Below are 25,536 nucleotides of genomic sequence, written 5' to 3'. Positions count from 1 at the left end.
CCCTGTCCTATATCCTCCCGGCGAGGAATGGGGCATTGGGACAGGACCGAAGAATGTCGCGTCAGATTAAGAAACTCTCCGCGCTTGCTGCCGCCGGACTGCTCGCCGTGTTGGCCGTGTCCGGAATTGGCCGGCACGAGGCAAGCGCGCAGTTCCTCGACAACCTCTTTCCGAAAGAGGCGCCGCCGGCGCGCCGCGAAGTCCCGCCCTCGCGCGAGATCGCGCAGTATTCGTACGCGCCCATCGTCCGCAAGGCGGCGCCGGCCGTCGTCAACGTCTACGTCCAACGCAGGGTCCAGGCCTTCTCGTCGCCGTTCGCCAACGATCCATTCTTCCGCCAGTTCTTCGGCGATGCCTTCGGCCAGCCGTCCGAACGCATCCAGAGTTCGCTCGGCTCCGGCGTCATAGTGAGCCCCGACGGCATCGTCGTCACCAACACGCACGTCATCCGCGGCCGCGGCGAGGCGGAGATCCGCATTGCGCTCTCCGACAAGCGCGAGTTCGACGCCAAGGTGGTGACGCAGGACGACAAGACCGACATCGCCATCCTGAAAATCGAAAGCGACAATCAGCGTTTCCCGACGCTGGAGTTCGAGGATTCCGACACCCTCGAGGTCGGAGACATGGTGCTCGCCATCGGCAACCCGTTCGGCGTTGGTCAGACGGTGACGAGCGGCATCGTGTCGGCGCTAGCCCGCAGCGAGATCGGCAACTCGGACACCCAGGTTTTCATTCAGACGGACGCCGCGATCAATCCCGGCAACTCGGGCGGCGCCCTGGTCGACATGTCGGGCAAGCTGGTCGGCATCAACACGATGATCTTTTCGCAATCGGGCGGCTCGCAAGGTATCGGTTTTGCAATCCCCTCGAACCTTGTGCGGCTCTACGTGCAGGGCGCTGCCGAAGGACGAAAGGTGGAGCGGCCTTGGCTTGGGGCACGCCTTGAGACGGTGACGCGCGACATGGCGGGGGGGCTCGGCCTTGACCGCGTCGCGGGTGCCGTCGTGGCGCGTGTCTCCGATACAGGCCCCGCCGCGAGCGCGGGACTTCGCGCAGGCGACGTCATAGTCCATGTCGATGGCTTCGAGGTTACGGACGCACGCGCCGTACACTACCGCCTGACCACGCGCGGTGTCGGCAGAACCGCGAAACTCGGGATTATCCGCAAGGGTGCGCCACACGAGATCGAGCTCTCGCTCGAAGCTGCACCACAACCTAGCCGCGACGACGTTCGCAATCTCGCTGGACAGCATCCTCTCGACGGAGCGCGCGTCTCGAACATCCTACCCGGCATCGCCGACGAGCTTGGCATCGATGAGGGCGAGGGCGTCGTAGTCGTCTCGGTGCGCCGAGGATCGACGGCGGCGCGACTCGGCTTCCTGCCTGGTGACGTGATTGCCGAGGTCGGAGGCACATCCGTCGCCAGCGTCACCGATCTCGAGGGCTTGCTGACCAACCGTCAGCGCATGTGGCTCGTCGCTGTGCGCCGTGGTGACAAGGTCTTCAACCTCCAGGTCCCGGGCTAGGAGAGACCGCCGCGCCGGTCTAACGTTTCCTGATGAGCAATCTGTTTGAAGCCGCTGGACTGGAGAAAGGGGCCCCGCGTCCGCTTGCGGACCGGCTGCGCCCGAAGACGCTTTCGGAAGTTGCAGGCCAGCCGCATCTCGTCGGCTCCGACGGCACGCTGACGCGTTTCCTTGCTGCCGGCCGCATGCCGAGCCTCATCCTGTGGGGACCACCTGGCTGCGGCAAGACCACCATTGCGCGCCTGCTCGCGCACGAGACGAAACTCGAGTTCGAGCAGCTCTCGGCGATCTTCTCGGGTGTGGCCGAGTTGAGGAAAGCCTTCGACCGCGCGAAAGCGCGCCGTGAGCAGGGACGCGGCACGCTGCTGTTCATCGACGAGATCCATCGCTTCAACCGCTCGCAGCAGGATAGCTTCCTCCCCTACATGGAGGACGGCACCATCACACTCGTCGGCGCGACGACGGAGAACCCATCGTTCGAGATCAACGCTGCCGTGTTGTCGCGCGCGTCCGTGCTGACGCTGAACCGTCTCGACGATGACGCGCTCGAGGACTTGGCCAAGCGCGCCGAGGCGGAGGAGAAGCGGCCACTGCCGCTCGACGACGATGCGCGCGAAGCGCTGAAGTCCATGGCTGACGGCGATGGGCGCGCAATTCTGAACCTCGCCGAGGAAGTCTTCGCGACCGTCAAGCTCGGGGCCAAATCCCTCGACCGCGTCGCACTCGTGAAGCTCGTGCAGCGGCGCGCACCGCTCTACGACAAGAGCCGCGAAGGCCATTACAATCTGATCTCCGCGCTGCATAAGGCCGTGCGCGGCTCGGACCCCGACGCGGCACTCTACTATTTCTGCCGCATGCTCGACGGCGGCGAGGATCGCCTCTTCCTCGCGCGGCGCATCGTGCGCATGGCCGTGGAGGATATCGGCCTTGCCGATCCGCAGGCGCTCGTCGTGGCCAACGCCGCCAAAGACGCCTTCGACTTTCTCGGTAGCCCCGAAGGTGAGTTGGCGCTCGCCGAAGCCGTGATCTACGTCGCCACCGCGCCGAAATCGAACGCCAACTACGTGGCCTACAAGGCGGCCATGCGGGCTGCGAAGGAGCACGGGAGCCTCTCGCCGCCGAAAATCATCCTCAACGCGCCGACCAAGCTGATGGAGGATGAGGGTTACGGCGACGGCTACCTCTATGACCACGACCAGCCGGACGCCTTCTCCGGCCAGAACTACTTCCCCGATGAATTCAAGCGCCGCCCGAAGTTCTACGACCCGCCAGAGCGCGGCTTCGAGCGGGAACTCGCCAAACGGCTCGCCTACTGGGACAGCCTGCGCAAGAAGCGCAGCGGCGACGACTAGATCCTGCGGCTGTCGTAAGCCCAGTGCAGCAGCGCTTGGCGCTGCCGGCGGCGGCAGGAGATGTCGCCCCGCTCGCAATTGCGCTCGATCTGGCGCACATGCCGGCGGATCGCTTTCCAACGCCCGATCTGGCGCGCATCTTCGTCGTGCATCCGCCGGCCCATATAGTAGCGGCAGTACCACTGAAACCAGCCGCGCGGATCGTCGGGATGGATCCAGCCCTTGCGGCGCCATACCGAGAGCGGCTGGCTCGCGTCGACGCCGAAGAAGTTGAGCGCAGGATCCTTTCCGTCCGGTGACAGCTTCGCGCGCGTGAACCAGCTCGCCGGAAATTCATCGCGGCAGTCGGTCATGTACTTGCCGCCGAACACGCCGAGCCGCAACATTTCGGCGGGCGTCAGCTCGGGGAAAAACACGGGGTCGAACCCGCGCCCGGGCGGCTGGGTCAGCTGGTAACGATAGTTGCGCTGCATACGGTCGTTGACCGTGACGATTTTCGCTTTCATACGGGCCCAGGCCTCGAAGAATTTGGAGAGCCTCCGCGCCTGCGGCGCTTCGGTACCATGGGCAACGCGCTTTCGTGCCCGAAATGGGGATCGTCTGGCCAACGCGAACGGGCCGTCTTATAGTCCGGCTGGCTGCGCAGAGGCGCGCGCGCCGTCGCGGGGCGGATCCAAGTAGGGAAGCGTTTCATGATTGAATTCAATGATCTATGGCGCGGCCATCCGATCAATGAGAGCGTCCAGTCGCCCTGCATTGCCCCCCATAACCTGACCAACATGGAAGGCAAGCAGATCCTCCTTGGCTTCCCGGTGTTCTCCAACCAGTGCGCCATCCGCATGGGCGTCTCGCTGCGCCGCGCCGGCGTCCAGCCGTCGCAGCTCTCCGGCATAACGCACTGCTCCGTCCATCCGCGCAGCGACATGCACTTCATCAACGCCAGCCAGCTCGCTAACGGCATCGCGCGCGCTGGCATAGCCGGCGTCGGACCCACGGAAAAATATACGGCGGCCGAGGCTGCACAGTTTTATCGGAAGATCTTCGGCCGCACCGGCATCATTTACATCCAGGACTACTGGCGCCGCTCCACCGACAGCGGCCGCCCCACGGGCGACCATATCGACGTCTGGAACGGCTACCGCTCGTCGGCGAAATGGTTGATGGAGTGGTTCTCGTGGCTCGGCTACTACTCGAACTATGCCGACGCAGGCGAGATTTGGTTCTGGGAAGTGAAATAAGCCCGGCGTCCGCCCCGGAGGAAAAGAATGCGCTATCTTGTTGCCATCCTGTTCGCCATTGTGGGCGCGGCTCTCGCCATGCATTTCCTGAGCGGACCGGTGTCGAACTGGGTTGCGCTGCAGTTCAAGTTCGAAAGCTCCGACGAGGCCGAGAACATCAACCAGCTCGCGTTCATGGCCGTCAATCTGGCTGGGCTGATCGTCGGCTGGACTATCGGCTGGGCGATTGGCACGCCGTTGCGCGACATGCCCCGCTCGAAGTAGGTGAGGGCGCGAGCCTTAAAATCTGTGAAGCAAAATGAATGATCGCGTGAGCGAGCGCGTCGAGACAATCGAGGTAGCTGAGCGCGAGGCGGGCATGCGCCTCGATCGCTGGTTTCGGCTGCACTTTCCGGAAGTGACGCACGGCTATCTGCAGAAGCTGTTGCGCTCGGGGCAGGTGCGTGTCGACGCACGCCGCGTTGAGGCGAAGGAGCGGCTGGAGGCGGGTGCGCAGGTGCGCGTGCCGAAGGCGGCGCGCACGCCTCGCGAGGAGAGCCCTGCCGCGAAGGCGCAGGCACTTCGCGCGTCCGAGGCCGATCGCAAGCTGATCGAGAGCATCATCCTCTACGAGGACGACGATGTACTGGTGCTCGACAAGCCGTTCGGCATTGCCGTCCAGGGCGGCACGGGTACGCGCCGTCACATCGACGGCATGCTGGCCGGCATGATCGACCGCTTCGGTGATCGCCCGCGCCTCGTGCACCGCCTCGACCGCGACACGACAGGCGTGCTGCTCGTCGCCAAGCACCGTGATGCGGCGGCCAAGCTCGGCCGCATCTTTCAGACGCGCTCGGCCGCCAAAACCTACTGGGCTCTCGTCAAGGGCGTGCCGAAGCCGCCGCAGGGCAAGATCGAGGCGGCCCTCGTCAAGGCCGCCGGCCCCGAGGGCGACCGCGTACGCAAGGCACGTCCCGGCGAGCAGAAGGAGGCGATGCACGCCACCACGCACTATTCCGTCATCGATCGCGCCGCGCACAAGGCGGCGTGGGTGTCGTTGAAGCCCGTGACCGGCCGCCAGCACCAGCTCCGCGCGCACATGGAGCTGATCGGCCACCCGATCGTGGGCGACAACAAATACGAGGGTGGGCTCGACCTTCCTGCGGAAAACATCGAGCCGAAGCTGCACCTTCACGCGCGGCGCCTGATCATTCCGCATCCGGCGGGGCAGGGAAAGAAGATCGACGTCACGGCGCCTCTGCCGCCACACATGCGCACCACCTGGGACCTCCTGGGATTCGATGCGCGCCGCTTCGACAAGGACGACGGATGAGCGTGTCCTCGCCAAAGCTCGTGATCTTCGATTGCGACGGCACGCTGGTCGACAGCCAGCACGTGATCGTCGCGGCCATGGCCGACGCCTTCGTGTCGGAAGGCCTTGTATCGCCTGCACGCGACAGGGTTGTCGGCGTCGTCGGCCTGTCTCTCGAGCTCGCCATCGCCCGTCTTCTGAGTGACGACGTCGATCTCGCTCAGGTCGACCGCTTGGCGGCAGCCTACAAGGCGTCATTTGCGGAGCGCCGCCGTCGCCCGGATCACGCCGAGCCACTCTACGACGGCGTACGCGATACGCTCGAGCGGCTCGCTGCTCGCGACGACGTGGTCCTCGGCATTGCCACGGGCAAGTCGCGCCGCGGCGTCAATGCGCTGCTCGAACGCGAGGGGCTCGCCGGACTGTTCAGCACCATCCAGACGGCCGACACGCATCCCTCAAAGCCGCACCCATCGATGGTCTTCGCCGCCATGAGCGATACGCTCGCCGCACCGGAAGCCACCGCCATGATCGGCGATACGACCTATGACATCGAGATGGCGCTGGGGGCCGGCGCGTCAGCCATCGGCGTGGCTTGGGGCTATCATCCGGAGGAAGCGCTGCGCCAGGCGGGTGCGCACCACGTCACGGCCGACTGCGCGGCCCTCGAGCGCGCGCTCGACCAGGTTATTTTCCAGAAGCTCACGGCATGACGCGCAACGGCGAAACCTCGAACGGCAACGGCGCACCGAAAATCCCGGGCAAGGACACGCTGCGCCCGCCGTTGCCCAAGCGCTTCTACAACGCGGCTAGCGTCGAGCCGCGCGGCGAGGGCTTCACGGTTCTCCTGGACGGCCGCGGCATTCGCACGCCCGCAAAGCGCGAGCTCGTTCTCCCATCTGAGGCACTGGCCGTCGCCATCGCGGCCGAGTGGCAGGCACAGGGCGAACATATCGATCCCGCTTCCATGCCGCTCACCCGCCTCGCGAACGTCGCCATCGACGCCGTAGAGGAGCGAAAGGTCGACGTTGCGGACGACATCGTCGCCTTCGCAGCAAGCGATCTTCTCTGCTACCGTGCGGAGTCCCCGGACGCGCTCGTGCGCCGTCAGGCGGACGCATGGAACCCGATCCTCGCCTGGGCCAAAGAGGAGCTTGCTGCCGACTTCAAACTGCGAGCCGGGCTGATGCCCATCGCGCAGCCGCCGGAGGCGCTGGAGGCCGTCCGCAGTGCCCTGGCCGGCATCGATGCGCTGTCGCTCGCCGCGCTGCACGTAATGACGACGATCGGCGGCTCCGCGCTGCTCGCCCTTGGCCGTTGGCGCGGTCGGCTGTCCGTCGAGGACGCGTGGGCCGCAGCGACCATCGACGAGACATGGCAGCGCGAGCAATGGGGAACCGACGCGGAAGCAGAGGCTGAGGCCGCGCGGAGGCGCGTCGACTTCGAGGCGGCTAGCGCTTTGCTCGATCTTCTTCGCTCTCGTCGATAAGCGTTAGTCTCGACGGCTTGTCTTCCTCGACCTGCAGGAGCGCGAGGAACCTCATGATCGCGAACGCCAGCACGGCCGCCACGACCGCGAGCAGATATTGACCGGTACCCGCTGCGACGCCGAGCGCTCCCGCCATCCACATGCCGGCGCCCGTCGTCAGGCCGCGCACCGTGTCGCGCCCCTGAATGATCGTTCCGGCGGCTAGGAACGCCACACCTGCCGTCACGGCCTCGATGATGCGGATCGGATCGGCGTTGCTCTCCCCGCCGCGTGCCTTGACCGTTTCGAAGATCTCGAACGTCAGCACCGTGAAAACCGACGCCGCGAGCGCAATGAGCATGTAGGTGCGCAATCCCGCCGGGCGGTCCTTCTTTTCTCGGTCCCAGCCGAGCAATCCCGCGAGCGCGATGGCAAGCACAAGGCGCAACATCAACTCGAGATGAGCAAGCGCGCCTGCGGGAAACAGAAGCTCGAGAGCTGTCACTGTGTCACCTTGCCGAATCGAAGGAGCGCAAACGGAAGATCACGATACGGCGAGTCTGTAGTCAGAGAAATCCCAAAAATCCGAAGGGGCTACCAAAGGGATAATGCCGACACCTCAGTTTCAGTCTTCGGCTTTGTCGCGAGGGACGGTGATGTCGACACCCGGTGCCTGAATACGCGTGCCGTCGCGGTCCGTGTCGACGCGCGTACCCGGTGCCTCGATGTGGGTCCCCTCGTTATCCGAGACGGCCGTGCCGGTCGGCTGGTTCTGCGTCGCGATCACGATCGCGGCTCCGAGCACGGCAAAGAGGCCGAGGACGATAAGCAGGGTGGAGTTGCGCATGGCGAGAACCTCCCGGGAAGCTGTGCCTTATTCCGACTGGAAAAACGCTCGGGAAGGAAAGCGGTTCCGGATCACCCCGCCCGAATTGGCGCATGCATTATGACTTCGTTTACGAAATTGGCCCCAAATGGAGCGAGCCCAATCGACAGGAGTGGCTGACCGTGCGCATCGCACATGTATCGGCGTGCCGAGAAACCTTGTGCCGTCCTGCGATCGCCGTCGCAGGCACGGTGATCCTGCTGGCCGCGCTTCTTGTCGGCCCCGGCAGGGCGAGCGCCGCCGACCTTGTCGTCGCCTATGACCAGTCGCAGCTTTTGCGCCTGCCGCGCCCAGTCTCGAGCGTGATCATCGGCAACCCGTCGATCGCCGACGTCGCCATCCAGGGTGGCAACCTGCTCGTCGTCACCGGCAAGACATTCGGTGTGACGAACATCATCGCGCTCGACGAGCAGCGCAACATCATCCAGGACCAGCGCATCATCGTGAAGCGCGACGAGGTGCGAACGGTGAATCTGTCGAAGGGCGGTAAGCGCGAATCCTACAGCTGCACGCCGAACTGCTCGCCCACGCTGACCATCGGCGACGACAGCTCCTATTTCGACATGATCTCGCAGCACGCCACGAAGAAGACCAAGTTCTCCGAAGGCGCGACCGACAGCGGCGACGGTCAGCAGTAACCGGCGCCGATCCGCGTCCCAAGGGTCGCGTCTCTAGGAGTCGGCGCCGTTTTTCGGCGTGCACATGGAACGCTTGCCGCCGGCGCGGATGAAGGCAATGATCTCCATCACCGTGGGGTGATCCTTGAACTCCTCGGCGACGTCCTCGACGCGCTCGAGCAGCGTGCCCTCCTGCGCGAACAGGAGCCGGTAGGCGCGCCTCAGATCGTGGATCTCGTTGCGTGAGAATCCACGGCGCTGCAGCCCGACGATGTTGAGTCCGGAGAGATACGCCCGGTTGCCGAGCGCCATGCCGTAGGGGATGAGATCCTGCTCGAGCCCGCTCATGCCGCCGATGAAGGCATGCGCACCAACGCGCGCGAACTGGATCACGGCCGCCCCGCCGCCGATGATCACGAAATCCCCGATTTCGCAATGCCCCGCCAGCATGACGTTGTTCGAGAAGATGACGTTGTTGCCGACGCGACAGTCGTGGCCGACGTGCGAGTTGGCGAGGAACGCGCAGTTGTTGCCGATCGTGGTCTGTATGCCGCCGCCCTCGGTGCCGGGGTTCAGCGTTACGCCTTCACGGATCAGGCAGTCGGAACCGATCGTGAGCGTCGACGGCTCGCCCTTGTACTTGAGGTCCTGCGGCTGATGTCCGATCGAGGCGAACGGGAAGATGCGCGTGCGCGCGCCGACAGTCGTCCGCCCCGTCACCACGACATGGCTCTTGAGCTCGACGCCTTCGCCGAGCGTCACGTCCGCGCCGACGATGGAGAACGGACCGACGATCACGCCATCCGCGAGGTTGGTGCCGTCTTCGACGATGGCCGTGGGGTGGATCTTTGGGCTAGCCATTCTTGCTCGCCGCGAATGCCCGGGCCTCCGCGGTGTCGGCCAGCATGGCGCTGATCTCGGCCTCGGCCACCACCTGGCCATCGACCCTTGCCTCGCCGTGGAAGCGCCACACGCGGCCGCGATTGCGGATCTTCCGCACGTGGTAGTGCAACTGGTCGCCCGGCACGACGGGCTTGCGGAACTTTGCCTTGTCGATGCCCATGAAGTAGACGAGCTCGGTCTTGTAGTCTTCGCCGAGGCTGTGCACGCAGAGGGCGCCGGCAGTCTGCGCCAGACCCTCGATGATCAGCACGCCCGGCATCACCGGATACTGCGGAAAATGGCCCTGGAAGAACGGCTCGTTGATGGTCACGTTCTTGACGCCGACGCAGGTCTCGTCGCCGTTGATGTCATAAAGGCGATCGAGAAGCAGGAAGGGGTAGCGGTGCGGCAGCAGTTTGAGAATCGTCGTGATATCCGCGGTCGTCCGCTGCGCCTTTTTCGATGCGTCGTCCATCCCCATCAAACTCCATTCTGCCCGGCGGACCGGCGCCCGCTCGGGTAAGTCATCAATCCACTGCTCAGACGCTGTCCGATCAGTCGTCCGAGCGGTCTCCGCCACGGCGCGCCAGCCGGGTTATGGCCGCCACCTCGCGCGCCCACTGCTTGAACGGCTTGGCTGGAGTGCCCGCCAGCACAGCGCCCGGCGGAACGTCGTCCTTCGGGTGGGAGCCACCGGCGATCTGGGCGCCGGAGCCTATCTTGATATGGCCGACGGCGCCGGACTGGCCACCCATGACCACGAAGTCGCCAAGCTCGGTCGAACCCGAAATACCGACCTGTCCGACGATGACGCAATGACGTCCGATGACGACGTTGTGCCCGATCTGGACGAGATTATCAATTTTGGTGCCCTCGCCGATGATCGTATCCTTAAGAGCTCCCCGATCGACGGTCGAGTTTGCCCCGATTTCCACGTCGTCCTGGACGATGACCCGCCCGACCTGCGGCACTTTGAGGTGTCCCTGCTTGCCCATGGCAAAGCCGAAACCGTCCTGGCCGATCCGGACGCCCGCGTGGAGGATCACCCGGTCGCCGACAAGCGCATGCATGACCGAGACGAGGGGGCCGACATAGCAATCCCGGCCGATCGTGACGCGGTAGCCGATCACGGCGCCGGCCGCGATGCGCGTACCCCGGCCGATCCGGGCCTCGGGCCCGATGATGGCACCGGGTTCGATCTCGGCCCCGTCCTCGATAACGGCCGAGGGCGAGATCCGCTCGTCTGCGCCGGCTGCCGCGGCCTTGCTGCGCAGGGCCTCGGGATAGAAGAGGGCGAGCGCCTGAGCAAAGGACCGGTACGGCGACTTCGTGATCAGCGGAACCGTTCCGGCCGGCACGCGATCGGCGAAGGGCGCGGCGACGAGGCAGGCACCCGCCTTGGTCGCTGTGAGTTGGTCGAGGTACTTGCGGTTCTCGAAGAAGGACAGATGCTGCGGCGCGGCGTCTGAAAGGGGCTGCACGCTGTCCACGGTGCGGGCGGCGGCTGCTTCGTCGCCCTTCACCTCGGATTGGGTGGCAGCGGCGACTTCGGCCAGCGTGAAAGGCCCGGCGAGCTTGAAGAAACCGGGATGGTTCATGGGGCGTGGGCCTTCAAGTACCTGTATGGACGGTGCGTGCGCGAAAGCGGTCAGGCGCGCGGGTGACTGGGTCACGGAGAAGCGGCAATGATCCGCTCGCGCGCATCTCTCATAAGGCCAGAAGCCGCCACGGTCCAGCCGAACGGATAAGATTCCACGGCCCGCTAACACGCGATCCAAAAAAGAAAAAGTCCGGCATATATGGATGCCGGACTTTTCTCGATGAGCGACGTACTTCAGAACTTGGTCGAAGCACCGAAGCGGAAGAACTGTTCTTCGTCGTACTTCTCTTTGGCGATCGCCTTTGCGAAGTCCATACGGATCGGACCGACGGGCGACTGCCACATGATGCTGGCACCGACCGACGCGCGGATCGAGGAGTCGTCCTGAAGATCGATCCCGTCCGGGCCTTGTGCCAGCTCTTTGGCCAGATCGTTGGCGTTCCACAGCGAGCCGGCGTCGGCGAACACAGCACCGGATAGCCCAAGATCCTCCGGCACGAAGGGAAGCGGGAAGCGAACCTCCGCCGTGGTGGCCCAATAGGTCGTGCCGCCGAGTGCGTCCTTGCGCGGGCTGCTCATATCGCGCGGACCGAAGCCGGCACGGTCGAAGCCGCGGATGGTCTCGCCGCCACGGTAGTAGAGGTCGGTCAGGCGAACATCGTCGCCGCCCCAACCCTCGATATGGCCACCGATGGCGCGGCCCACGAAGGTGATCTTCTCGCTGATCGGGTAATAGAAGCGGCCCTCGGCGTTGACGCGGGCATATTGTACGTCACCACCGAGACCAGCAAAGTCGGTCGCGAGTTGCAGGTAGTAACCGCTTGTTGGGTTCTTCGGATGGTTACGCCGATCGTAGGTCAGAGATGTACCGATCGACGATGCGAGAGAATCCGGATTCAGTTCATTCTCTCGGACGACAACGTCAGAAATGCGATCTTCATTTCCAATATCCATCTTGGTGTATTCGAGCGTGTAGCCCGTCTGCATCCAGAGGTCTTCGGAGAGCGGGAAGCCGAGGCGAACCGTGCCGCCCGTACGGGTCGACTCGTAGCCAGCTTCGCGCGTCTGATCGATCTCCTTGTGAAAGAGGTCGAAGCCCGCCGAAAGGTTCTGGTCGAGGAAACGCGGTTCGGTGAACGAGAGGTCGATCTGCATGCGCTCAAGCGAGCCTGCGAGGCGCAGCCTGAGGAACTGGCCGTTGCCGAGCAGGTTGCGCTCGCTGATCGAGACGTCGCCGATCACGCCTTCCGCGGTCGAGTAGCCGGCGCCGAACGACAGCTCGCCGGTCGACTGCTCGACGAGATCGACGTCGAGAACGACGCGGTCCGGAGCCGAGCCCGGCCGGCGCTTGATGTCGACCGACTTGAAGAAGCCGAGCGCGTTGAGACGCTTCTTGGCGCGGTCGATGAGCAGCGGATTGTAGGCGTCGCCTTCCGCGATACGGAACTCGCGGCGAATCACGTGATCCTTGGTGCGCAGATTGCCGTTGACGTTGATGCGCTCGATGTAGATGCGCGGCCCCTCGTCGACGATGTAGCTGAGCGAGATCGTGCGCGCCGCAGGATCCGGCATGGCGCGCGGGCGAACGCGAGCAAAGGGGAAACCCTGCTCCGCCGTCGCCAGGGTCAACCGCTCGACGCTCTTCTCGATGTCCGAGCCGTTGTAGGTCGCGCCCTGATAGGTCGTAATATCGCCGGTGAGAGCGTTCGGGTCGAGACCCGGTAGCGAGTTCTCGATCGTCACCGAGCCGAACTGGTAGAGCTCACCCTCGTCGATGGCGAAATTGATATAGAAGCCGGAACCTTCGCGATCGAGCTCGGCCTGAGCAGCGACGACACGCACGTCCGCGTAGCCGTTCTTGAGGTAGAATTGGCGCAGAAGCTCGCGGTCGAGGTTCATGCGGTCCGGGTCGTAGTAGCTCGTACCCTTGAGGAAGTCGAACCAGCCGCTCTGCGTGGTCGAGATGATGTCGCGCAGCTGCGCATCGGTGAAGGCGTGGTTGCCGACGAAGTTGATGCCCTGCACCTTCGTCGCGCCGCCCTCGTTGATCTCGTACACGAGGTTCACGCGGCTCTGCTCGAGCTCGATGATCTTGGGTTCGACGGTCGCAGCGTAGCGGCCCTGCCGGCGGTAGACGTCGAGGATGCGCTGCACGTCGGCTTGCACCCTGGCGCGGGTATAGACGGAGCGCGGCTTCAGCTGGACCTCGGCGCGCAGCGTGTCGGTATCGACCTCGCTGTTGCCCTCGAAGGCCACTTGGTTGATGACGGGGTTCTCCACCACGTAGACGACGGCGGTGCTGCCTTCCTGGTGGATGGAGACGTCGGCGAAGAGGCCGGTCGCGAACAGCGCCTGCAGCGAGGCATCGACCTTGCCGGCGTCATAAGGCTGTCCGACCGAGAATTGGAGATAGGAGCGAACGGTCTCCGGCTCGACACGCCGGTTACCTTCCACGCGGATGTTATTCACGACACCCTGCGCCTGAGCGGGAATTGCAAGTGTCACGCTCTGCGCGATGACGACTGCGGGTACGACAGCCGCCAGCCACAACAGCAGACGCATCCCCCCAAACGACATGATCCGAAACTGCACCATGTGCGGATCTGCTCGCCTTATTTTGTGCCGATCCCCCTCAACTCATGGACCCGTCGGCAGATGGCCCAGAGCTGTCTCGATTTTTTGAGGTTTGGACCCCCAAGTGAAGGCGTGGCGGCGCACACAAAAACAAAAACCGGTTCAAGGCCCCCGCCCCGAATCGTGCCGCCGATTGCCGTTCACTTTGCCATTCTTAACAACTGGGTAAGACCCTGGGAAGTGGCAAGTTTACGTCACCCAAGGCAGATTCAGAGCGGTGTTCAGCCGCCACCAAATAGCCACCTTTTCCCAAGCCGCATGAGGTCGTTGAGGTTCACGAAAACCACCAACATCAGGACGACGGCGATTCCGATCTGGAATCCGATCTCCTGCACGCGTTGGCTGAGTGGTCGCCGCCGGATGGCTTCCGCGGCGTAAAACACCAGATGGCCGCCGTCGAGCATGGGAATCGGCAGCAGGTTGAGGAGCCCGATATTGGCCGAAATCAGCGCCGTCCAGCGCAGCAGCGGCTCCCAGCCGAGCTCGACGACCCGAGAGGTGACCTCCGCCATCAGGATCGGCCCGCCAACTTGGTCTGCGGGCTGACGTCCGGTGACGATGTCCACAATGCCGGTAATCGTCTGAACGATGTTCGCGTAAGTTTCGCGCACGCCAAGTCGCGCAGATTCCAACAAGGAAACGCTGACCGGGGCCGGGCGATCGGGCGAGACGCCGATCCGGCCCTGCTGCACTGTGGTGCCGTCCGGCTTCGTGGCTTCGACGCTGGCGGGAGTGATCGTGAGCGCCAGCTTCGTGCCCTCTCGGTCGACCGTCACCGAGAGCGCCCGCCCGGCAGCGGGCGTGACGGCATTCACGAGATCTTCGAATGAGTTGACCGGCGCGCCGTCGATCGCGGTGATGATGTCGCCATGGCGAATGCCGGCCTTCTCGGCAGGCGAGTCGGCGACCACCGTGCCGACCCTTGCCGGAAGCACGCGCGTGATGCCGATGTCGCCGAGCTTGAGGGTCACGCCGAGATCGCTCGGCACCTCTTTGAGGTCCGGCAGCACCGAGAAGTTCAGCGGCTGCCCATTGCGGTCGACACTGATGGCGAGCGTGCGCCCGCTCGATGCGGTGACGATACGCACCACGTCGTCGAAGCTTTCGATAGACCAGCCGTCGATCTCCGTGATCACGTCGCCGGCCTTGATGCCCGCCTTCTCGGCGGGCATGCCGGCGACCACTTGGTCGACACGGGGCGAGACGATCGACACGCCATAAGCGGCGTTGAGAGCTGTGTAAATAATTGCAGCGATTAAGAAATTAGCGGCTGGTCCGGCCGCAACCACAAGCGCCCGCTGCCATACCGGCTTGGCGTGAAACGAGCCCGGCGCAAGGGCGTCGGGCGTCGCCGCGGAGGGCTGGCTCGCGGCGTTGGCGTCATCCAGGAACTTGACGTAGCCGCCGAGCGGAATCGCGGCGACCCGCCACCGCGTGCCGTGCCTGTCAACGAAGGCGGCGAGCTCCCGCCCGAATCCGATCGAGAAAGTGGTGACCGTCACCCCGCACCAGCGGGCCACCAGGAAGTGCCCGAGTTCGTGGAAGAACACCACCACGCCGAGCACGAAAAGGAACGCGAGGATGCTGACCCCCCACGAAGAAACCTGGCTGACTAACCCTTCGATCATGCTTTGCAAATCCCGTCGTCTGGGCTGAAAAATCTATCCTCGGCCAGGCTTCTCTCCAGGCCGGACTTTGACTTATCCCGGAAGCAGCGCTCCCGCCATGCGGCGCGCATCTCCGTCGATGGCAAGAACGTCGTCGAGGGTGTTTGGAGCATTAATGAGCTCCGACCCTTCGGCCTTTTCAAGACATTCGCCAACTATCCTGGAAATATCGAGGAATCCGATCCTCCGATCGAGGAAGGCGCGCACGGCGATCTCGTTGGCGGCATTCAGCACCGCGGGCGCCGCCCCGCCCCGCGCCAGGGCGTCGGTGGCGATCTTGAGCGCCGGGAAACGGTCGTGGTCCGGCGCCTCGAACGACAAGTTCTGGAGCGCCACCAGATCGAGCCGCGAAACGGGTGTGGCAAGGCGCTCAGGCCAGGCCAGCGCCAGCGCGATCGGCGTGCGCATGTCCGGGTGCGAGAGCTGAGCCATCACCGAGCCGTCCTCGAGCATGACCAGGCAGTGCACGACCGATTGCGGATGCACCACCGCCTCGAGCTGATGCGCCTCGACCGGGAACAGGTGAAACGCCTCGATCAGCTCGAGACCCTTGTTCATCAGCGTCGCGGAATCGATGGTCACCTTGGCGCCCATCGACCAGTTCGGATGCTGTAGCGCCTCCTCGGGTGTAACGCGCTCGAGCCGCTTTTTTTCGAATGTGCGGAACGGCCCGCCGGAAGCCGTGAGGATGATCTTTTCGATGGAGCCGGGCGCCGTGCGTCCGATGGCCTGGAAGGCCGCCGAGTGCTCGCTGTCGACCGGGATCAGCTCGGCGCAGTTCTGACGTACGTGGCGCAGGAAGATCTCGCCGGCCGAGACCAGGCACTCCTTGTTGGCGAGCGCGACTCTGGCCCCTTGCTGAGCGGCCGCAAACGTCGGCTTGAGCCCCGCGGCGCCCACGATGGCGGCCATGACGCAGTCAGCGGGCTCGCGTGCCGCGTCCTCGATCGCCGTCGCCCCGGCCGCCGCTCGGATGCCGGTCCCCGCAAGCAGGTCTCGGAGTTCTGCGTAGTGCGCCTCGTCGCCGATCACGGCGACCTTCGCGCGATGCGCGATGGCGAGGTCCGCGAGCCGCGCGGCGTTGCACTGGGCGGTGAGCGCGACCACCTCGAAGCGGCTCGGATGGCGCGACACGAGGTCGAGCGTGCTGGTGCCGATCGAACCCGTTGCGCCGAGCACGGACAGTCGGAGCGGAGCCCCGCCCCCGGCGCGCACCCGCGAGGCAGCCTCTTCGACCGCCTCGCTCCGGAGCGCCGCGCCGCCCGATATGCTCATCACACGCGCCATTCTGAGGTCGTCTCCTTGTCCGTCGCTCGGGAGCCTGACGGGCTCCCGCCAGCATAGCCTGTCTTTGGTCTCAGTGGGGGGCGAGGAAGAGTCCCGCAAGAATAGCCTGGGCTGGGGCCCGCGGATCGAGGAAAAGGGCGGCAAAAGCCAACACCACCGCGACCGGCGCGAGCCCGTCCATACGGTCCATGAACCCCCCGTGCCCGGGCAGGAGCTGGCTGGCGTCTTTCGCGTCAAAGGCCCGTTTCATGGCCGATTCCGCAAGGTCCCCCATCTGCGCGACAACGCCCATGATCACGCCGCAGATCGCGAGTGCCGCAACCGGTCCGCCGACCCAGTAGCCGAAAAGCGCGGCCGTGGCTGCAGCCGCGCTGAGGCCGCCGCCGAGCCCGCTCCAGGTCTTGTTGGGCGAGACAGCGGGGGCGAGCCGCGGTCCTCCGATCAGGCGTCCGGCGGCGAAGGCCGCCGTATCGGTCGCGATGACCACGAGCACGATGAAGAACACGGCTTCGAAGCCGAACGGCTCGCTGCCACGCAGCCAGATGAGGGCCACGGCCGGAAGGCCCGCATAGAGCACACCGGCCGCCGACAGGATGGGCCGATGGCCGAACTCGAGCGCCAGCACGATGATCGTGCCGATGATCAGCGCTGCGACGCCGAGCGCCGCCATGCCAAAGGCCGAGAACCCGACCGCGGCCGCAACCGCAAGGCCATGGACGATGAGCGTGATGTCGATGCCTTCGCCGCGCATGAGCCCTGACCACTCCCAGCTCATAACGAGAGCGATCACCAGCACGAGGCCGGCGAACGGCAGCACGCCGCCCCATAGTGCGGCGAACGCGATCAGGGCGAGCGCCACCGCCGAGACGATCCTGAGCCCGACCTGGGATGGGTTGGGGCGCGCACTCCCGTCTTGGCTAGGGGCAAGTGTCCCATCGTCTTCCATCTTGCCTGCCCTCAAGCCGTGGACAGGCAGGGCAGACCGCCGAAGCGGCGCTCGCGCGCCTTGTACTGGGAGATCGCCTCGACCAGCATCTCATGGCCGAAGTCCGGCCAATAGGCATCGAGGAAGACGAACTCGGTGTAGGCGCACTGCCAAAGCAGGAAGTTCGAGATGCGGCATTCGCCGCTGGTGCGGATCAGTACGTCCGGATCCGGCAGCCCTCCGGTGTCGAGCGCGCCCGAAAGCCGCTCCGGCGTAATGTCGCCGGGCGCGAGCCGGCCAGCCGCCACCTCCTCAGCGAGCCACCTGGCGGCCCGCGTGATCTCGCCCCGCGCCCCGTAGTTGAAGGCGATGATGAGCGTGAGACCCGTGTTCTCCCGCGTCAGCTCGCAGGTTTCCTCGATGAGCGCGCGCATCTCGGGCTCGATGGTCTCCCGCTCGCCGATGACCTTCACACGGACGTTGTTCTGGTGCAGATCCGCGAGATCGCGGCGGATGAAGCGCTTCATGAGCCCCATGAGATCGTCGATCTCGTCCTTGGGGCGCGACCAGTTCTCCGAGGAGAAGCTGTAGAGCGTGAGATAGGGGATCTTGAGGTCGGTCGCGGCCTTCACCGTGCGCCGCACCGCCTCGACGCCCGACCGATGACCGAGTGCCCGCGGCAGCCCGCGCTCTGCCGCCCACCGGCCGTTGCCATCCATGATGATGGCGACGTGGCGCGGCATGGACTCGCTAAGGGTTGCCTCGGAGGATGTCGGTGTGTCTGCCACGGCGTGCGCGCTTGCTGCTATGAGGCCGAAACGACGGGACGGGCGGCGCATCCTGACGGACGCACGCGGGGTCGAAGAAAGCGGTCGGCCTTGCGCGACTGGGGCATCGTCTTCGGTCCTGTGGAAAGGCCCCGGACGGGGACGGCACAACAATCCTTACCGCAGCGCGGCAGAAAAATCCGCCAACAAATCACACTTTGTGGATCTCGGCCTCTTTGGTCGCAAGCGTCTGGTCGATCTCCTTGATCAGCTTGTCGGTGAGCTCCTGCACCTTGGCGGAGTTCTTATGATGCTCGTCCTCGCCGATTTTTCCGTCCTTTTCGAGCTTCTTGAGCAGGTCCATCCCATCGCGGCGCACGTTGCGGACGGCGACGCGGTGGGCTTCGGCATACTTGTGCGCCTGCTTGGCAAGCTCCTGGCGCCGCTCGGCCGTGGGGGCCGGGATCGGCAGACGGATCATCGTCCCGTCGACGATGGGATTGACGCCGAGGTTGGCCTCGCGGATCGCCTTCTCGACGGCTTGCACGTTGCTCCGGTCCCAGACCTGCACCGTGATCATGCGCGGCTCCGGCACGGAGACGGTTCCGACCTGAACGAGCGGCATCCTCGAGCCGTAGACGGTGACCTGCACGGGATCCAGGAAGTGGGCGCTCGCGCGACCCGTGCGCAGGCCGCCGAGCTCACGCTTCAGCGCCTCGAGTGAAGCTCGCATCCGCGTTTCGATTTCTGTGAGATCGAACGTCGTAAGGGACACCGAGCTGTTCTCCTTTTTTCTCGCGCGACGGACCGTGGCCGTCGCCCGCGCATTGCGGGGGAGCCGCGAGCGCCGCGGCGCTGATCTACCCGTGGATGATCGTGGCCCGGGCGGACCCATTGAGCAGCTTGATCACATTCCCCGGCTCGTCGATGGAAAAGACAATTACCGGAAGATTGTTGTCCCGGGCAAGGGCGATTGCCGCCCCGTCCATGACCTTGAGATCCTGGCCCAATACCTCAGTGTAGCTGAGGCGGTCAAAACGCTTGGCATTGGGGTCCTTTTTGGGGTCGGCAGAATAGACGCCGTCGACCTGGGTGGCCTTTGCCACTGCATTGCATCCCATCTCGATGGCGCGCAAGGTCGCAGCCGTATCGGTGGTGAAGAATGGGTTGCCGGTGCCGGCCGCGAAGATCACGATCCGCTCGCGCTCGAGATGATAGAGCGCACGGTGGCGAACATAGGGCTCGCAGACCGTCGGCATCGGGATGGCCGAGAGCACGCGGGCCGGCGCCTTTTGCGCCTCGAGTGCGCTCTGGAGCGCCAGTGCGTTCATGACCGTCGCCAGCATGCCCATGTAGTCAGCCGTCGCGCGGTCCATGCCGCGCGCGGCGCCTTGCAGCCCACGGAAGATGTTGCCACCGCCAACCACGACCGAGAGCGCGCAGCCCGCGTTACGCGCTTCTGCGAGATCGGCAGCGAGCCGGTCGACCACTGCGGTGTCGAGCCCGAACCCGTTACGTCCCATCAGCGCCTCGCCCGAGAGCTTCACGAGCAAGCGCGGGTATTTGATCGAAGCATGCGCCGTCATGCTGGTCTCCGCGGTTGTGGTCGGTCAGGGCACTAATGAAGAACGTGAAACAGACTCTTAAACAGAACTTGGATCACGAGCGGACGAGCGCCTTGAGTTTGTCGCCTCGGGCTCCCGTTAGCAAAAAAAAGCCGGCGTGTGCGCCGGCTTTTTCACATATCAGCCTTTGGCGGCTGCGCCGACGGTTTTCGCCACCTCCGCGGCGAAGTCCTCGACCTGCTTCTCGATGCCCTCGCCGAGTGCATAACGCACGAAGCCAGCGACCTTGACCGGAGCCCCGACGTCCTTCTCGGCCTGCTTCAGGATCTCGGCAACGGTGGCCTTGCCGTCGATGACGAATACCTGCTTCAGAAGCACGGCCTGATTGACGAATTCCTTCTGCAGGCGGCCTTCGCTCGCCTTGGCGAGGATCTCGTCGGACTTGCCGGCGTTCCTGGGCTCGGCCTTGGCCTGTTCGACGTAGATCGCGCGCTCGCGCTCGATCGCCTCCTTCGAGAGATCCTCAACGTTGACGACCTGCGGGCTTGCGGCCGCAATGTGCATCGCGAGCTGACGCCCGAGCGCCATCAGGCTGTCCGTGTCGCCGGCGCTCTCGAGCGCGACCAGCACGCCGATCTTGCCGAGGCCGTCAGCCGCCTTGTTGTGCACATAATCCGCAACAACGCCTTCCTTGACCGAAAGCGCAGCCGTGCGACGCAGGCCCATGTTCTCGCCGATGGTCGCGATTGCGTCCTTGATCTGGTCATCGACCGTGCCCTTGCCACCCGGATACGTGGCTGCGAGCAGCTTCGCGACGTCGCCGTCGGCGGCGGGCGCGAGGGCCGTAATGGTCTGCACCAGCTCCTGGAACTGCGGATTGCGAGCGACGAAGTCGGTCTCCGAGTTGACCTCGACGGCGGCGCCCGATTTCACCTTGGACACCACGCCGACGAGGCCCTGGGCCGCGACGCGGTCGGCCTTCTTTGCAGCTTTCGAGAGGCCTTTCTTGCGAAGGAGGTCGACGGCCGCTTCCATGTCGCCGTTGGTCTCGGTCAACGCCTGCTTGCAGTCCATCATGCCGGCGCCGGTCTTGTCGCGCAGCTCTTTGACGGCCGCGGCTGTAATCGTGCTCATGCTTGCTCCTTTCGCACTCGGGCGAAGTGTCGGCTCGTAAATAGGCTAGGGACGGGCCGCCGTGCAGCCCGTCCGTTTGGCGGAATGTGCGCGGACGAAGGTTTCGTCGCGCGCCGGCGGCGTAACGCCTTATGCCGCAGAGGCCTCAGCCAGCTTCTTGGCCTGAGCGACCCAGCCCTCCTGCTCGATCTGGCCCTTGAGCTTGAGCTTGCGGTCGAGAGCCCCAAGATTGTCGGCGTCGAGGTCGGCGATCTGCCAGAAATGGAACACGCCGGCGTCGTTGAGCTTCTGCTCGATTTTCGGCGTGATGCCGGTGATGCGCTTGAGATCGTCGGCTTCGCCGCGCGGCGCATCGATACCCTTGAACACCGTGACCGAGCCCTCGGGCAGCGGCTCTGCGGTCGGATCCACCGCAGCACCGGCATCAATGCCTAACGTACCCTGGCCGCGCTCGAGACCATCGAGGGCCGCGCGAGCGACGAGATCGCAATAGAGCGTGATGGCGCGACCGGCGTCATCGTTGCCCGGAACCGGGAAGTCGATGCCGTCGGGATCGCAGTTGGTGTCGACGATGGCGACGATCGGAATGCCAAGCTTGCGCGCTTCCTTGATCGCGATGCCTTCCTTGTTGGTGTCGATCACGAACAGGAGGTCGGGCACGCCGCCCATGTCCTTGATGCCGCCGAGCGCCTGGTTGAGCTTGTCGCGCTCGCGCTGGATGTTGAGCACCTCTTTCTTGGTGCGGCCCTGCGGATCGGCGAGGATGTCGTCAAGCTGGCGCAGACGGCGGATCGACGTGGAGATCGTCTTCCAGTTGGTCAGCGTGCCGCCGAGCCAACGGTGATTGATGAAGTACTGTGCCGACTTCTTGGCCGCCTCGGCAATCGAGTCGGAGGCCTGCCGCTTGGTGGCGACGAACAGCACGCGGCCGCCGCCGGCAACCGTGTCGGAGACCTTGTTCAGCGCCTGGTGCAGCATCGGCACCGTCTGCGTCAGGTCGAGGATGTGGATGTTGTTGCGGGCGCCGTAGATGAAGGGCGCCATCTTGGGGTTCCAGCGATGCGACTGGTGACCGAAGTGCACGCCGGCTTCCAGGAGCTGGCGCATGTTGAATTGCGGCACGGACATGTGCGTTGGTATCCTTTTCCGGTTGGTCCTCCGCAGCCCTTGAGAAGAAAAGCTAGGTGCTATAAGCACTTAGCAAATCCACCGGAGCGTCCCTGCGGGGCTTTCAATCCGCGAGGCGCATTGGGGCTGCGTGTGAGATGGGGCGGCTTCTAATGTGGTTGGGCTGAATTGGCAAGCCTTTCCCGAGGGACGAGCGCGGCATAAGCTCGCCGATGGAAGAGGTTTCGGGGGCCAAACATGCGCATCCTCGCAGTGATGCTTCTCGCGTTCGTGCTCGGCGCAACGACCGGCTGGATCCTTGCCATGGGCCTTTACACCATTCAGACAGGCTGGCTCGGCGTCCATGACCACGACGGCGGAGGTGCCATGGCCTATGGCCTTATTATCGGTCCGCTGGCCGGGCTTTTCCTAGGCACCGTGCTGGCGGCGTACGCGGGCCTGCGCTTGGCGAGAACGAAACCCGATGCTGGCCGCCAGCCTTAGCCCGCCTGCAGGACCGAGATCGAGATGGAGAAGCCTTTAACCGCGCGCGCCATACAACTCGGCGAGCGCATCGATCTCAAGGGGCTTGAGCGGGAGGACACGGTCTCGACCATCCCGCTCGCGTTTCGCACTTCGGACGGCGGAATGGTCGTCCTGTTCAAGAGCGGCACGGCGGTCTTCGTGGGTCTTACTCCCGTTGCCGAGGATGCGCTGATCGACAGCCTTGGCGGTCGTATCGTCGACCCTCTGGTCGAGCACGAGCGCGAAAGCGAGAGCGAGACCGCCCGCCTCGTGGTCAAGGCCGATGCCGACGACCTGTCGGGCCCCGCGGGCACGCTGTTCCTGCGCGGCATCGATCAGAACCGCTTGCTGCTCGTGTCCGAGGCCATGGCCACGAGTGTCGCTATGGCCTATGACGAGCGGCGCATCGCGCGCGCCTTTGATCGTATAGAGCCGCTGACCGCGCGCTTGAAGGAAGGCCGCCTCCCGGCCCAGACACAGCGGGAACTGCTGAACCAGATCGGCGACGCTCTCGCTATCCAGGGACGCCTCGCGAGCCGGGTCGACCTCGAGGAGAAACCGGACGTGCTCTGGGATCACCCGGAGCTTGAGCGGCTCTGGACCCGTCTTGTCGACGAGTATGACCTGACCGTCCGCAGCCGCGCCATTGCTCGCAAGCTGGACGTGATCCGCGAAACGTCGGAGACGCTGACCGGCCTCGTCGCGACGCGTACGAGCCATCGCCTCGAATGGTACATCATCATCCTGATCCTGGTTGAGGTCGTACTCGGCCTCTACGACCGGTTCTGGAAGTGAGCCTGTCGCGGTCGGTGATCAGATCCCAACTCTAAACTGATCTCGCGTCCGAAATCTGGCGCGCGATGATGTAGGACAGCGGCATGGCGGCGACAACGGCTCCGCCGCATGCCACGGGGATGAGAAACCGGGCCTCATTGGCAAGCGACGGAACGGTGACGACGACAAGCAACGCGATGCCGGCGAGGGTCGTTGCAAGCATAATCCATACGAGCGCGGCGATCTTGAACATGTTCGCTCCTGTGAAAGCGGCTGCGTCGGATGGCTCGAACGATACGACTTCGACCGATGCACCGTTTGATTGCCATCAACGGGAAGCGATGAAAGCGGCCCATCTTTTGATGAGCGTCAGAGCCTGCTCAGTCCCTGTCTCCTCCAGCTCACCGCGTCGGTTGCCTGCTGTCTTCTCGCCTTCCTACTTGGTGCCGGCCTTGTTCCGGATACCCGAGAGCGTTTCCAGCGGCGTGATGGCTTCTGGATCGAGCGCGAGGTCGATAAGGAACGGTCCGTCCGCGGCCAGCGCCTCACGGAACACGCGTTCGAAATCTGCGCCGCGCGTGACGGTGACGCCTTTTGCACCATGCGCTTTAGCGAGCGCCGCAAAATCCGGATTGACGAGGCTCGTCCCGTTCGGCCGTCCGGGAAAATGGCGCTCCTGATGCATCCGGATGGTGCCATACATGCCATTGCTCGCGACCAGGATCACGATCGGCAAACCATACTGCACGGCCGTCCCAAGCTCGTTGGACGTCATGGCAAAGCAGCCGTCGCCGGCGAAGCAAACGACCGGCGCGTCCGGACGCGCGAGCTTGGCCGCGATCGCAGCCGGCAGCCCATAGCCCATCGAGCCGGACGTTGGGGCCAGCCCGGTATGGTAACCCTTGAACTCGAAGTAGCGGTGCACCCATTGCGAGTAGTTGCCGGCGCCATTGGTCACGACGCCGTTCTCCGGCAGCAGCTCCGACACCGTGCGCACCACATCGGCGAGCCGCACCGCTCCGGGCGTTTCGCGAGGTATGAGGCTCGCTTCGTAGGCGGCGCGCAGGTCCCTCCGATAGCGCCGCCAGGGCCGCTCCGCTGCTCCCCTGAGGTTGGGTGCGAAATCGGCAAGCGCCTCCGCGAAGGCCCCGGACGAAGCGGCGATCGAGAGCGTCGCGTCGCGATAGCCAAGGATCGCGCTGGGATCGGGATGAGCCTGCACGAAGGTCTGCTCCGGACCGCCGAGCAGAGCATAGGAGTCGGTGGCGATATCCGTCACCTCTGCGCCGAGCGCGATGACGAGATCGGCGGCTTTCAAGCCCGCCTTGAGCTTGCGGTCGGTGACGAAGCCGAGATGTCCGACGTAGCTCGGATGACGATTGTCGACGTAGTCCTGGCAGCGGAAAGAGGCGGCCATCGGCACGTCGAATGCGCCCGCGAAATCCTCCACGGCCCGCTGCACCAACGGGCTCCATCCCGGGCCACCGACGATCAGCAGCGGCCGCTCCGACGCGCTGAGGCGCTGCGCAAGATCGCTCATGTCGCGCGGGGAGGGGGCAGCTCCCGTCAGTACGGCCGGCGATAGCACCGGCGCGGAGGTGCGCGCCGCAAGCACGTTCTCCGGCAGCCCGATGACGACCGGGCCGGGGCGTCCTGAGACGGCAACGCGGAACGCGCGCCCGACATATTCGGGGATGCGGTCCACCTGACGGATGATGGCCGTCCACTTGGCCATGCCCGAGAAGAGAGCATCGATGTCGATTTCCTGAAACGGCGCCCGCTCCTCGAGTGGCGTCGTCGGCAGGCCGACGAACAGGATCATCGGCGTCGCGTCCTGCTGCGCCACGTAGATGCCGGCAATCGCGTTGACGACGCCGGGGCCGCGCGTCACGAAGGCGATGCCCGGCCGCCCGGTGAGCTTGCCGGTCGCTTCCGCCATCATCGCGGCCCCACCCTCGTGACGGCAAACGACGGTGCGGATCTGCGGCTCATCGTAGAGACCGTCGAGCGCCGCGAGGAAGCTCTCGCCCGGAACCTCGAACACATGACTGACGCCGTGCGCCGCGAGTTGGTCGATCAGGAGCTTGCCGCCGTGTGACATGGGAAGCGAGAGAAATCCGTTGCAGGGGGCCGCGCGCGGCCATGCTTCACAAATAGGGCACGCCGACCGCCGAGGCTACGTCCCACCAGCTGGCGACCGCCTAAAGCACACGGGATGCCGAAACACGTGGTTAAGGCAAAGGAAGCCCAGTGGGAACGGCAACTCGTGCGCATTATCAGACCGCTGCTGT

The 25,536-nt window shown here is 64.8% G+C and carries 27 protein-coding genes; 10 read left to right on the top strand and 17 right to left on the bottom strand.

Going from position 1 to position 25,536, the window contains the following annotated elements; genetic code table 11:
• Positions 1–53: 53 nt before the first annotated feature.
• On the top strand, positions 54–1,526 hold the full coding sequence (locus CS1GBM3_RS06220) for a Do family serine endopeptidase (protein WP_072392793.1): 1,473 nt from the start codon (positions 54–56) through the stop codon (positions 1,524–1,526).
• A gap of 32 nt (positions 1,527–1,558) precedes the next feature.
• On the top strand, positions 1,559–2,878 hold the full coding sequence (locus tag CS1GBM3_RS06215) for a replication-associated recombination protein A (protein WP_072392790.1): 1,320 nt from the start codon (positions 1,559–1,561) through the stop codon (positions 2,876–2,878).
• Here the strand turns inward: CS1GBM3_RS06215 and CS1GBM3_RS06210 are convergent.
• Complete coding sequence (locus CS1GBM3_RS06210) at positions 2,875–3,384, bottom strand: hypothetical protein (RefSeq protein ID WP_072392787.1); 510 nt, start codon at positions 3,382–3,384, stop codon at positions 2,875–2,877. The two genes, CS1GBM3_RS06215 and CS1GBM3_RS06210, sit on opposite strands and share 4 nt — an antisense overlap.
• 186 nt (positions 3,385–3,570) lie before the next feature.
• Between CS1GBM3_RS06210 and CS1GBM3_RS06205 the strand changes: the two genes are divergently transcribed.
• From CS1GBM3_RS06205 to CS1GBM3_RS06185, 5 genes are read left to right on the top strand one after another with little or no spacing between them, the layout of a single operon-like run.
• Complete coding sequence (locus CS1GBM3_RS06205) at positions 3,571–4,116, top strand: type VI secretion system amidase effector protein Tae4 (protein ID WP_072392784.1); 546 nt, start codon at positions 3,571–3,573, stop codon at positions 4,114–4,116.
• 27 nt (positions 4,117–4,143) lie between these two features.
• The gene (locus CS1GBM3_RS06200) at positions 4,144–4,380 is read left to right on the top strand and encodes a hypothetical protein (protein WP_072392782.1); all 237 of its coding nucleotides are present in this window, start codon (positions 4,144–4,146) and stop codon (positions 4,378–4,380) included.
• 34 nt (positions 4,381–4,414) lie between these two features.
• Positions 4,415–5,428 (top strand): RluA family pseudouridine synthase, encoded by a 1,014-nt coding sequence (locus CS1GBM3_RS06195; RefSeq protein WP_072392779.1) that lies wholly within the window; start codon positions 4,415–4,417, stop codon positions 5,426–5,428.
• Entirely contained in the window at positions 5,425–6,120 is a 696-nt protein-coding gene (locus tag CS1GBM3_RS06190) for an HAD-IA family hydrolase (protein WP_072392776.1), read from the top strand. The genes CS1GBM3_RS06195 and CS1GBM3_RS06190 overlap by 4 nt, the downstream gene beginning before the upstream one ends.
• Entirely contained in the window at positions 6,117–6,896 is a 780-nt protein-coding gene (locus CS1GBM3_RS06185; RefSeq protein ID WP_072392773.1) for an ATP12 family chaperone protein, read from the top strand. The genes CS1GBM3_RS06190 and CS1GBM3_RS06185 overlap by 4 nt, the downstream gene beginning before the upstream one ends.
• Here CS1GBM3_RS06185 and CS1GBM3_RS06180 read toward each other — a convergent pair.
• Both CS1GBM3_RS06180 and CS1GBM3_RS06175 read right to left on the bottom strand, forming a co-directional pair.
• Complete coding sequence (locus tag CS1GBM3_RS06180) at positions 6,859–7,380, bottom strand: MgtC/SapB family protein (protein ID WP_072392770.1); 522 nt, start codon at positions 7,378–7,380, stop codon at positions 6,859–6,861. The genes CS1GBM3_RS06185 and CS1GBM3_RS06180 overlap by 38 nt on opposite strands.
• 120 nt (positions 7,381–7,500) lie before the next feature.
• A complete protein-coding gene (locus tag CS1GBM3_RS06175) occupies positions 7,501–7,722 on the bottom strand; it encodes a hypothetical protein (RefSeq protein WP_072392767.1) in 222 nt (73 codons plus the stop codon).
• Between the two features lie 92 nt (positions 7,723–7,814).
• Between CS1GBM3_RS06175 and CS1GBM3_RS06170 the strand changes: the two genes are divergently transcribed.
• Positions 7,815–8,399, top strand: a complete 585-nt coding sequence (locus CS1GBM3_RS06170; RefSeq protein ID WP_083567157.1) for a pilus assembly protein N-terminal domain-containing protein — start codon at positions 7,815–7,817, stop codon at positions 8,397–8,399.
• A gap of 33 nt (positions 8,400–8,432) precedes the next feature.
• On the opposite strand, the gene lpxA is transcribed toward CS1GBM3_RS06170, so the two are convergent.
• The 12 genes from lpxA to CS1GBM3_RS06110 form a co-directional block, all read right to left on the bottom strand.
• Positions 8,433–9,239 (bottom strand): acyl-ACP--UDP-N-acetylglucosamine O-acyltransferase, encoded by an 807-nt coding sequence (gene lpxA / locus CS1GBM3_RS06165; protein ID WP_072392764.1) that lies wholly within the window; start codon positions 9,237–9,239, stop codon positions 8,433–8,435.
• Entirely contained in the window at positions 9,232–9,735 is a 504-nt protein-coding gene (gene fabZ, locus CS1GBM3_RS06160; protein WP_072392761.1) for a 3-hydroxyacyl-ACP dehydratase FabZ, read from the bottom strand. The genes lpxA and fabZ overlap by 8 nt, the downstream gene beginning before the upstream one ends.
• A gap of 79 nt (positions 9,736–9,814) precedes the next feature.
• Complete coding sequence (lpxD, locus tag CS1GBM3_RS06155) at positions 9,815–10,858, bottom strand: UDP-3-O-(3-hydroxymyristoyl)glucosamine N-acyltransferase (RefSeq protein ID WP_072392758.1); 1,044 nt, start codon at positions 10,856–10,858, stop codon at positions 9,815–9,817.
• Between the two features lie 236 nt (positions 10,859–11,094).
• Entirely contained in the window at positions 11,095–13,455 is a 2,361-nt protein-coding gene (gene bamA / locus CS1GBM3_RS06150) for an outer membrane protein assembly factor BamA (RefSeq protein WP_072392755.1), read from the bottom strand.
• Positions 13,456–13,715: 260 nt separating this feature from the next.
• On the bottom strand, positions 13,716–15,122 hold the full coding sequence (gene rseP, locus CS1GBM3_RS06145; protein WP_072392752.1) for an RIP metalloprotease RseP: 1,407 nt from the start codon (positions 15,120–15,122) through the stop codon (positions 13,716–13,718).
• A gap of 72 nt (positions 15,123–15,194) precedes the next feature.
• Positions 15,195–16,448 (bottom strand): 1-deoxy-D-xylulose-5-phosphate reductoisomerase, encoded by a 1,254-nt coding sequence (locus tag CS1GBM3_RS06140; RefSeq protein ID WP_083567154.1) that lies wholly within the window; start codon positions 16,446–16,448, stop codon positions 15,195–15,197.
• A 70-nt stretch (positions 16,449–16,518) separates the two neighbouring features.
• The gene (locus CS1GBM3_RS06135) at positions 16,519–17,394 is read right to left on the bottom strand and encodes a phosphatidate cytidylyltransferase (protein WP_072392750.1); all 876 of its coding nucleotides are present in this window, start codon (positions 17,392–17,394) and stop codon (positions 16,519–16,521) included.
• A gap of 11 nt (positions 17,395–17,405) precedes the next feature.
• On the bottom strand, positions 17,406–18,161 hold the full coding sequence (locus CS1GBM3_RS06130; protein ID WP_280172920.1) for an isoprenyl transferase: 756 nt from the start codon (positions 18,159–18,161) through the stop codon (positions 17,406–17,408).
• 190 nt (positions 18,162–18,351) lie between these two features.
• Positions 18,352–18,915 carry a ribosome recycling factor gene (gene frr / locus CS1GBM3_RS06125; protein ID WP_072392744.1) on the bottom strand — a complete coding sequence of 188 codons (564 nt, stop codon included), beginning with the start codon at positions 18,913–18,915 and terminating at the stop codon, positions 18,352–18,354.
• An 85-nt stretch (positions 18,916–19,000) separates the two neighbouring features.
• Positions 19,001–19,726: a UMP kinase gene (pyrH, locus tag CS1GBM3_RS06120; protein WP_072392741.1), complete on the bottom strand. Its 726-nt coding sequence runs from the start codon at positions 19,724–19,726 to the stop codon at positions 19,001–19,003.
• Between the two features lie 159 nt (positions 19,727–19,885).
• Positions 19,886–20,839 (bottom strand): translation elongation factor Ts, encoded by a 954-nt coding sequence (gene tsf, locus CS1GBM3_RS06115; protein ID WP_072392738.1) that lies wholly within the window; start codon positions 20,837–20,839, stop codon positions 19,886–19,888.
• 129 nt (positions 20,840–20,968) lie between these two features.
• Entirely contained in the window at positions 20,969–21,967 is a 999-nt protein-coding gene (locus CS1GBM3_RS06110) for a 30S ribosomal protein S2 (protein WP_072392735.1), read from the bottom strand.
• Positions 21,968–22,204: 237 nt separating this feature from the next.
• Here CS1GBM3_RS06110 and CS1GBM3_RS06105 point away from each other — a divergent pair, with 237 nt between their 5' ends.
• Together CS1GBM3_RS06105 and CS1GBM3_RS06100 are read left to right on the top strand one after the other, a co-directional pair.
• Positions 22,205–22,450, top strand: a complete 246-nt coding sequence (locus CS1GBM3_RS06105) for a hypothetical protein (RefSeq protein WP_072392732.1) — start codon at positions 22,205–22,207, stop codon at positions 22,448–22,450.
• Between the two features lie 24 nt (positions 22,451–22,474).
• The gene (locus CS1GBM3_RS06100; RefSeq protein ID WP_072392729.1) at positions 22,475–23,266 is read left to right on the top strand and encodes an RMD1 family protein; all 792 of its coding nucleotides are present in this window, start codon (positions 22,475–22,477) and stop codon (positions 23,264–23,266) included.
• Between the two features lie 31 nt (positions 23,267–23,297).
• On the opposite strand, the gene CS1GBM3_RS06095 is transcribed toward CS1GBM3_RS06100, so the two are convergent.
• Entirely contained in the window at positions 23,298–23,498 is a 201-nt protein-coding gene (locus CS1GBM3_RS06095) for a hypothetical protein (protein WP_072392726.1), read from the bottom strand.
• Between the two features lie 183 nt (positions 23,499–23,681).
• Positions 23,682–25,346, bottom strand: coding sequence for a thiamine pyrophosphate-dependent enzyme (locus CS1GBM3_RS06090; RefSeq protein ID WP_072392723.1), 1,665 nt, complete (start codon positions 25,344–25,346; stop codon positions 23,682–23,684).
• Between the last annotated feature and the right edge of the window lie 190 nt (positions 25,347–25,536).

It is taken from the genome of Hyphomicrobium sp. CS1GBMeth3 (assembly GCF_900117455.1).
Taxonomy (GTDB): Bacteria; Pseudomonadota; Alphaproteobacteria; order Rhizobiales; family Hyphomicrobiaceae; genus Hyphomicrobium_C.
The sequence above is the reverse complement of the archived record's forward strand: the minus strand, read 5'-3'. Positions and strand labels throughout refer to the sequence as shown.

Bases quoted from the DNA above. Each gene is read 5' to 3' on its own strand.
- CS1GBM3_RS06210 (WP_072392787.1), bottom strand. From the start codon at position 3,384: ATGAAAGCGAAAATCGTCACGGTCAACGACCGTATGCAGCGCAACTAT.
- pyrH (WP_072392741.1), bottom strand. From the start codon at position 19,726: ATGACGGCGCATGCTTCGATCAAATACCCGCGCTTGCTCGTGAAGCTC.
- fabZ (WP_072392761.1), bottom strand. From the start codon at position 9,735: ATGGACGACGCATCGAAAAAGGCGCAGCGGACGACCGCGGATATCACG.
- lpxD (WP_072392758.1), bottom strand. From the start codon at position 10,858: ATGAACCATCCCGGTTTCTTCAAGCTCGCCGGGCCTTTCACGCTGGCC.
- CS1GBM3_RS06135 (WP_072392750.1), bottom strand. From the start codon at position 17,394: ATGGAAGACGATGGGACACTTGCCCCTAGCCAAGACGGGAGTGCGCGC.
- CS1GBM3_RS06215 (WP_072392790.1), top strand. From the start codon at position 1,559: ATGAGCAATCTGTTTGAAGCCGCTGGACTGGAGAAAGGGGCCCCGCGT.
- CS1GBM3_RS06200 (WP_072392782.1), top strand. From the start codon at position 4,144: ATGCGCTATCTTGTTGCCATCCTGTTCGCCATTGTGGGCGCGGCTCTC.
- CS1GBM3_RS06220 (WP_072392793.1), top strand. From the start codon at position 54: ATGTCGCGTCAGATTAAGAAACTCTCCGCGCTTGCTGCCGCCGGACTG.
- CS1GBM3_RS06105 (WP_072392732.1), top strand. From the start codon at position 22,205: ATGCGCATCCTCGCAGTGATGCTTCTCGCGTTCGTGCTCGGCGCAACG.
- rseP (WP_072392752.1), bottom strand. From the start codon at position 15,122: ATGATCGAAGGGTTAGTCAGCCAGGTTTCTTCGTGGGGGGTCAGCATC.
- CS1GBM3_RS06195 (WP_072392779.1), top strand. From the start codon at position 4,415: ATGAATGATCGCGTGAGCGAGCGCGTCGAGACAATCGAGGTAGCTGAG.
- CS1GBM3_RS06140 (WP_083567154.1), bottom strand. From the start codon at position 16,448: ATGGCGCGTGTGATGAGCATATCGGGCGGCGCGGCGCTCCGGAGCGAG.
- tsf (WP_072392738.1), bottom strand. From the start codon at position 20,839: ATGAGCACGATTACAGCCGCGGCCGTCAAAGAGCTGCGCGACAAGACC.
- CS1GBM3_RS06175 (WP_072392767.1), bottom strand. From the start codon at position 7,722: ATGCGCAACTCCACCCTGCTTATCGTCCTCGGCCTCTTTGCCGTGCTC.
- CS1GBM3_RS06095 (WP_072392726.1), bottom strand. From the start codon at position 23,498: ATGTTCAAGATCGCCGCGCTCGTATGGATTATGCTTGCAACGACCCTC.
- CS1GBM3_RS06090 (WP_072392723.1), bottom strand. From the start codon at position 25,346: ATGTCACACGGCGGCAAGCTCCTGATCGACCAACTCGCGGCGCACGGC.
- CS1GBM3_RS06110 (WP_072392735.1), bottom strand. From the start codon at position 21,967: ATGTCCGTGCCGCAATTCAACATGCGCCAGCTCCTGGAAGCCGGCGTG.
- CS1GBM3_RS06100 (WP_072392729.1), top strand. From the start codon at position 22,475: ATGGAGAAGCCTTTAACCGCGCGCGCCATACAACTCGGCGAGCGCATC.
- bamA (WP_072392755.1), bottom strand. From the start codon at position 13,455: ATGGTGCAGTTTCGGATCATGTCGTTTGGGGGGATGCGTCTGCTGTTG.
- CS1GBM3_RS06170 (WP_083567157.1), top strand. From the start codon at position 7,815: ATGCATTATGACTTCGTTTACGAAATTGGCCCCAAATGGAGCGAGCCC.
- lpxA (WP_072392764.1), bottom strand. From the start codon at position 9,239: ATGGCTAGCCCAAAGATCCACCCCACGGCCATCGTCGAAGACGGCACC.
- CS1GBM3_RS06190 (WP_072392776.1), top strand. From the start codon at position 5,425: ATGAGCGTGTCCTCGCCAAAGCTCGTGATCTTCGATTGCGACGGCACG.
- CS1GBM3_RS06205 (WP_072392784.1), top strand. From the start codon at position 3,571: ATGATTGAATTCAATGATCTATGGCGCGGCCATCCGATCAATGAGAGC.
- CS1GBM3_RS06185 (WP_072392773.1), top strand. From the start codon at position 6,117: ATGACGCGCAACGGCGAAACCTCGAACGGCAACGGCGCACCGAAAATC.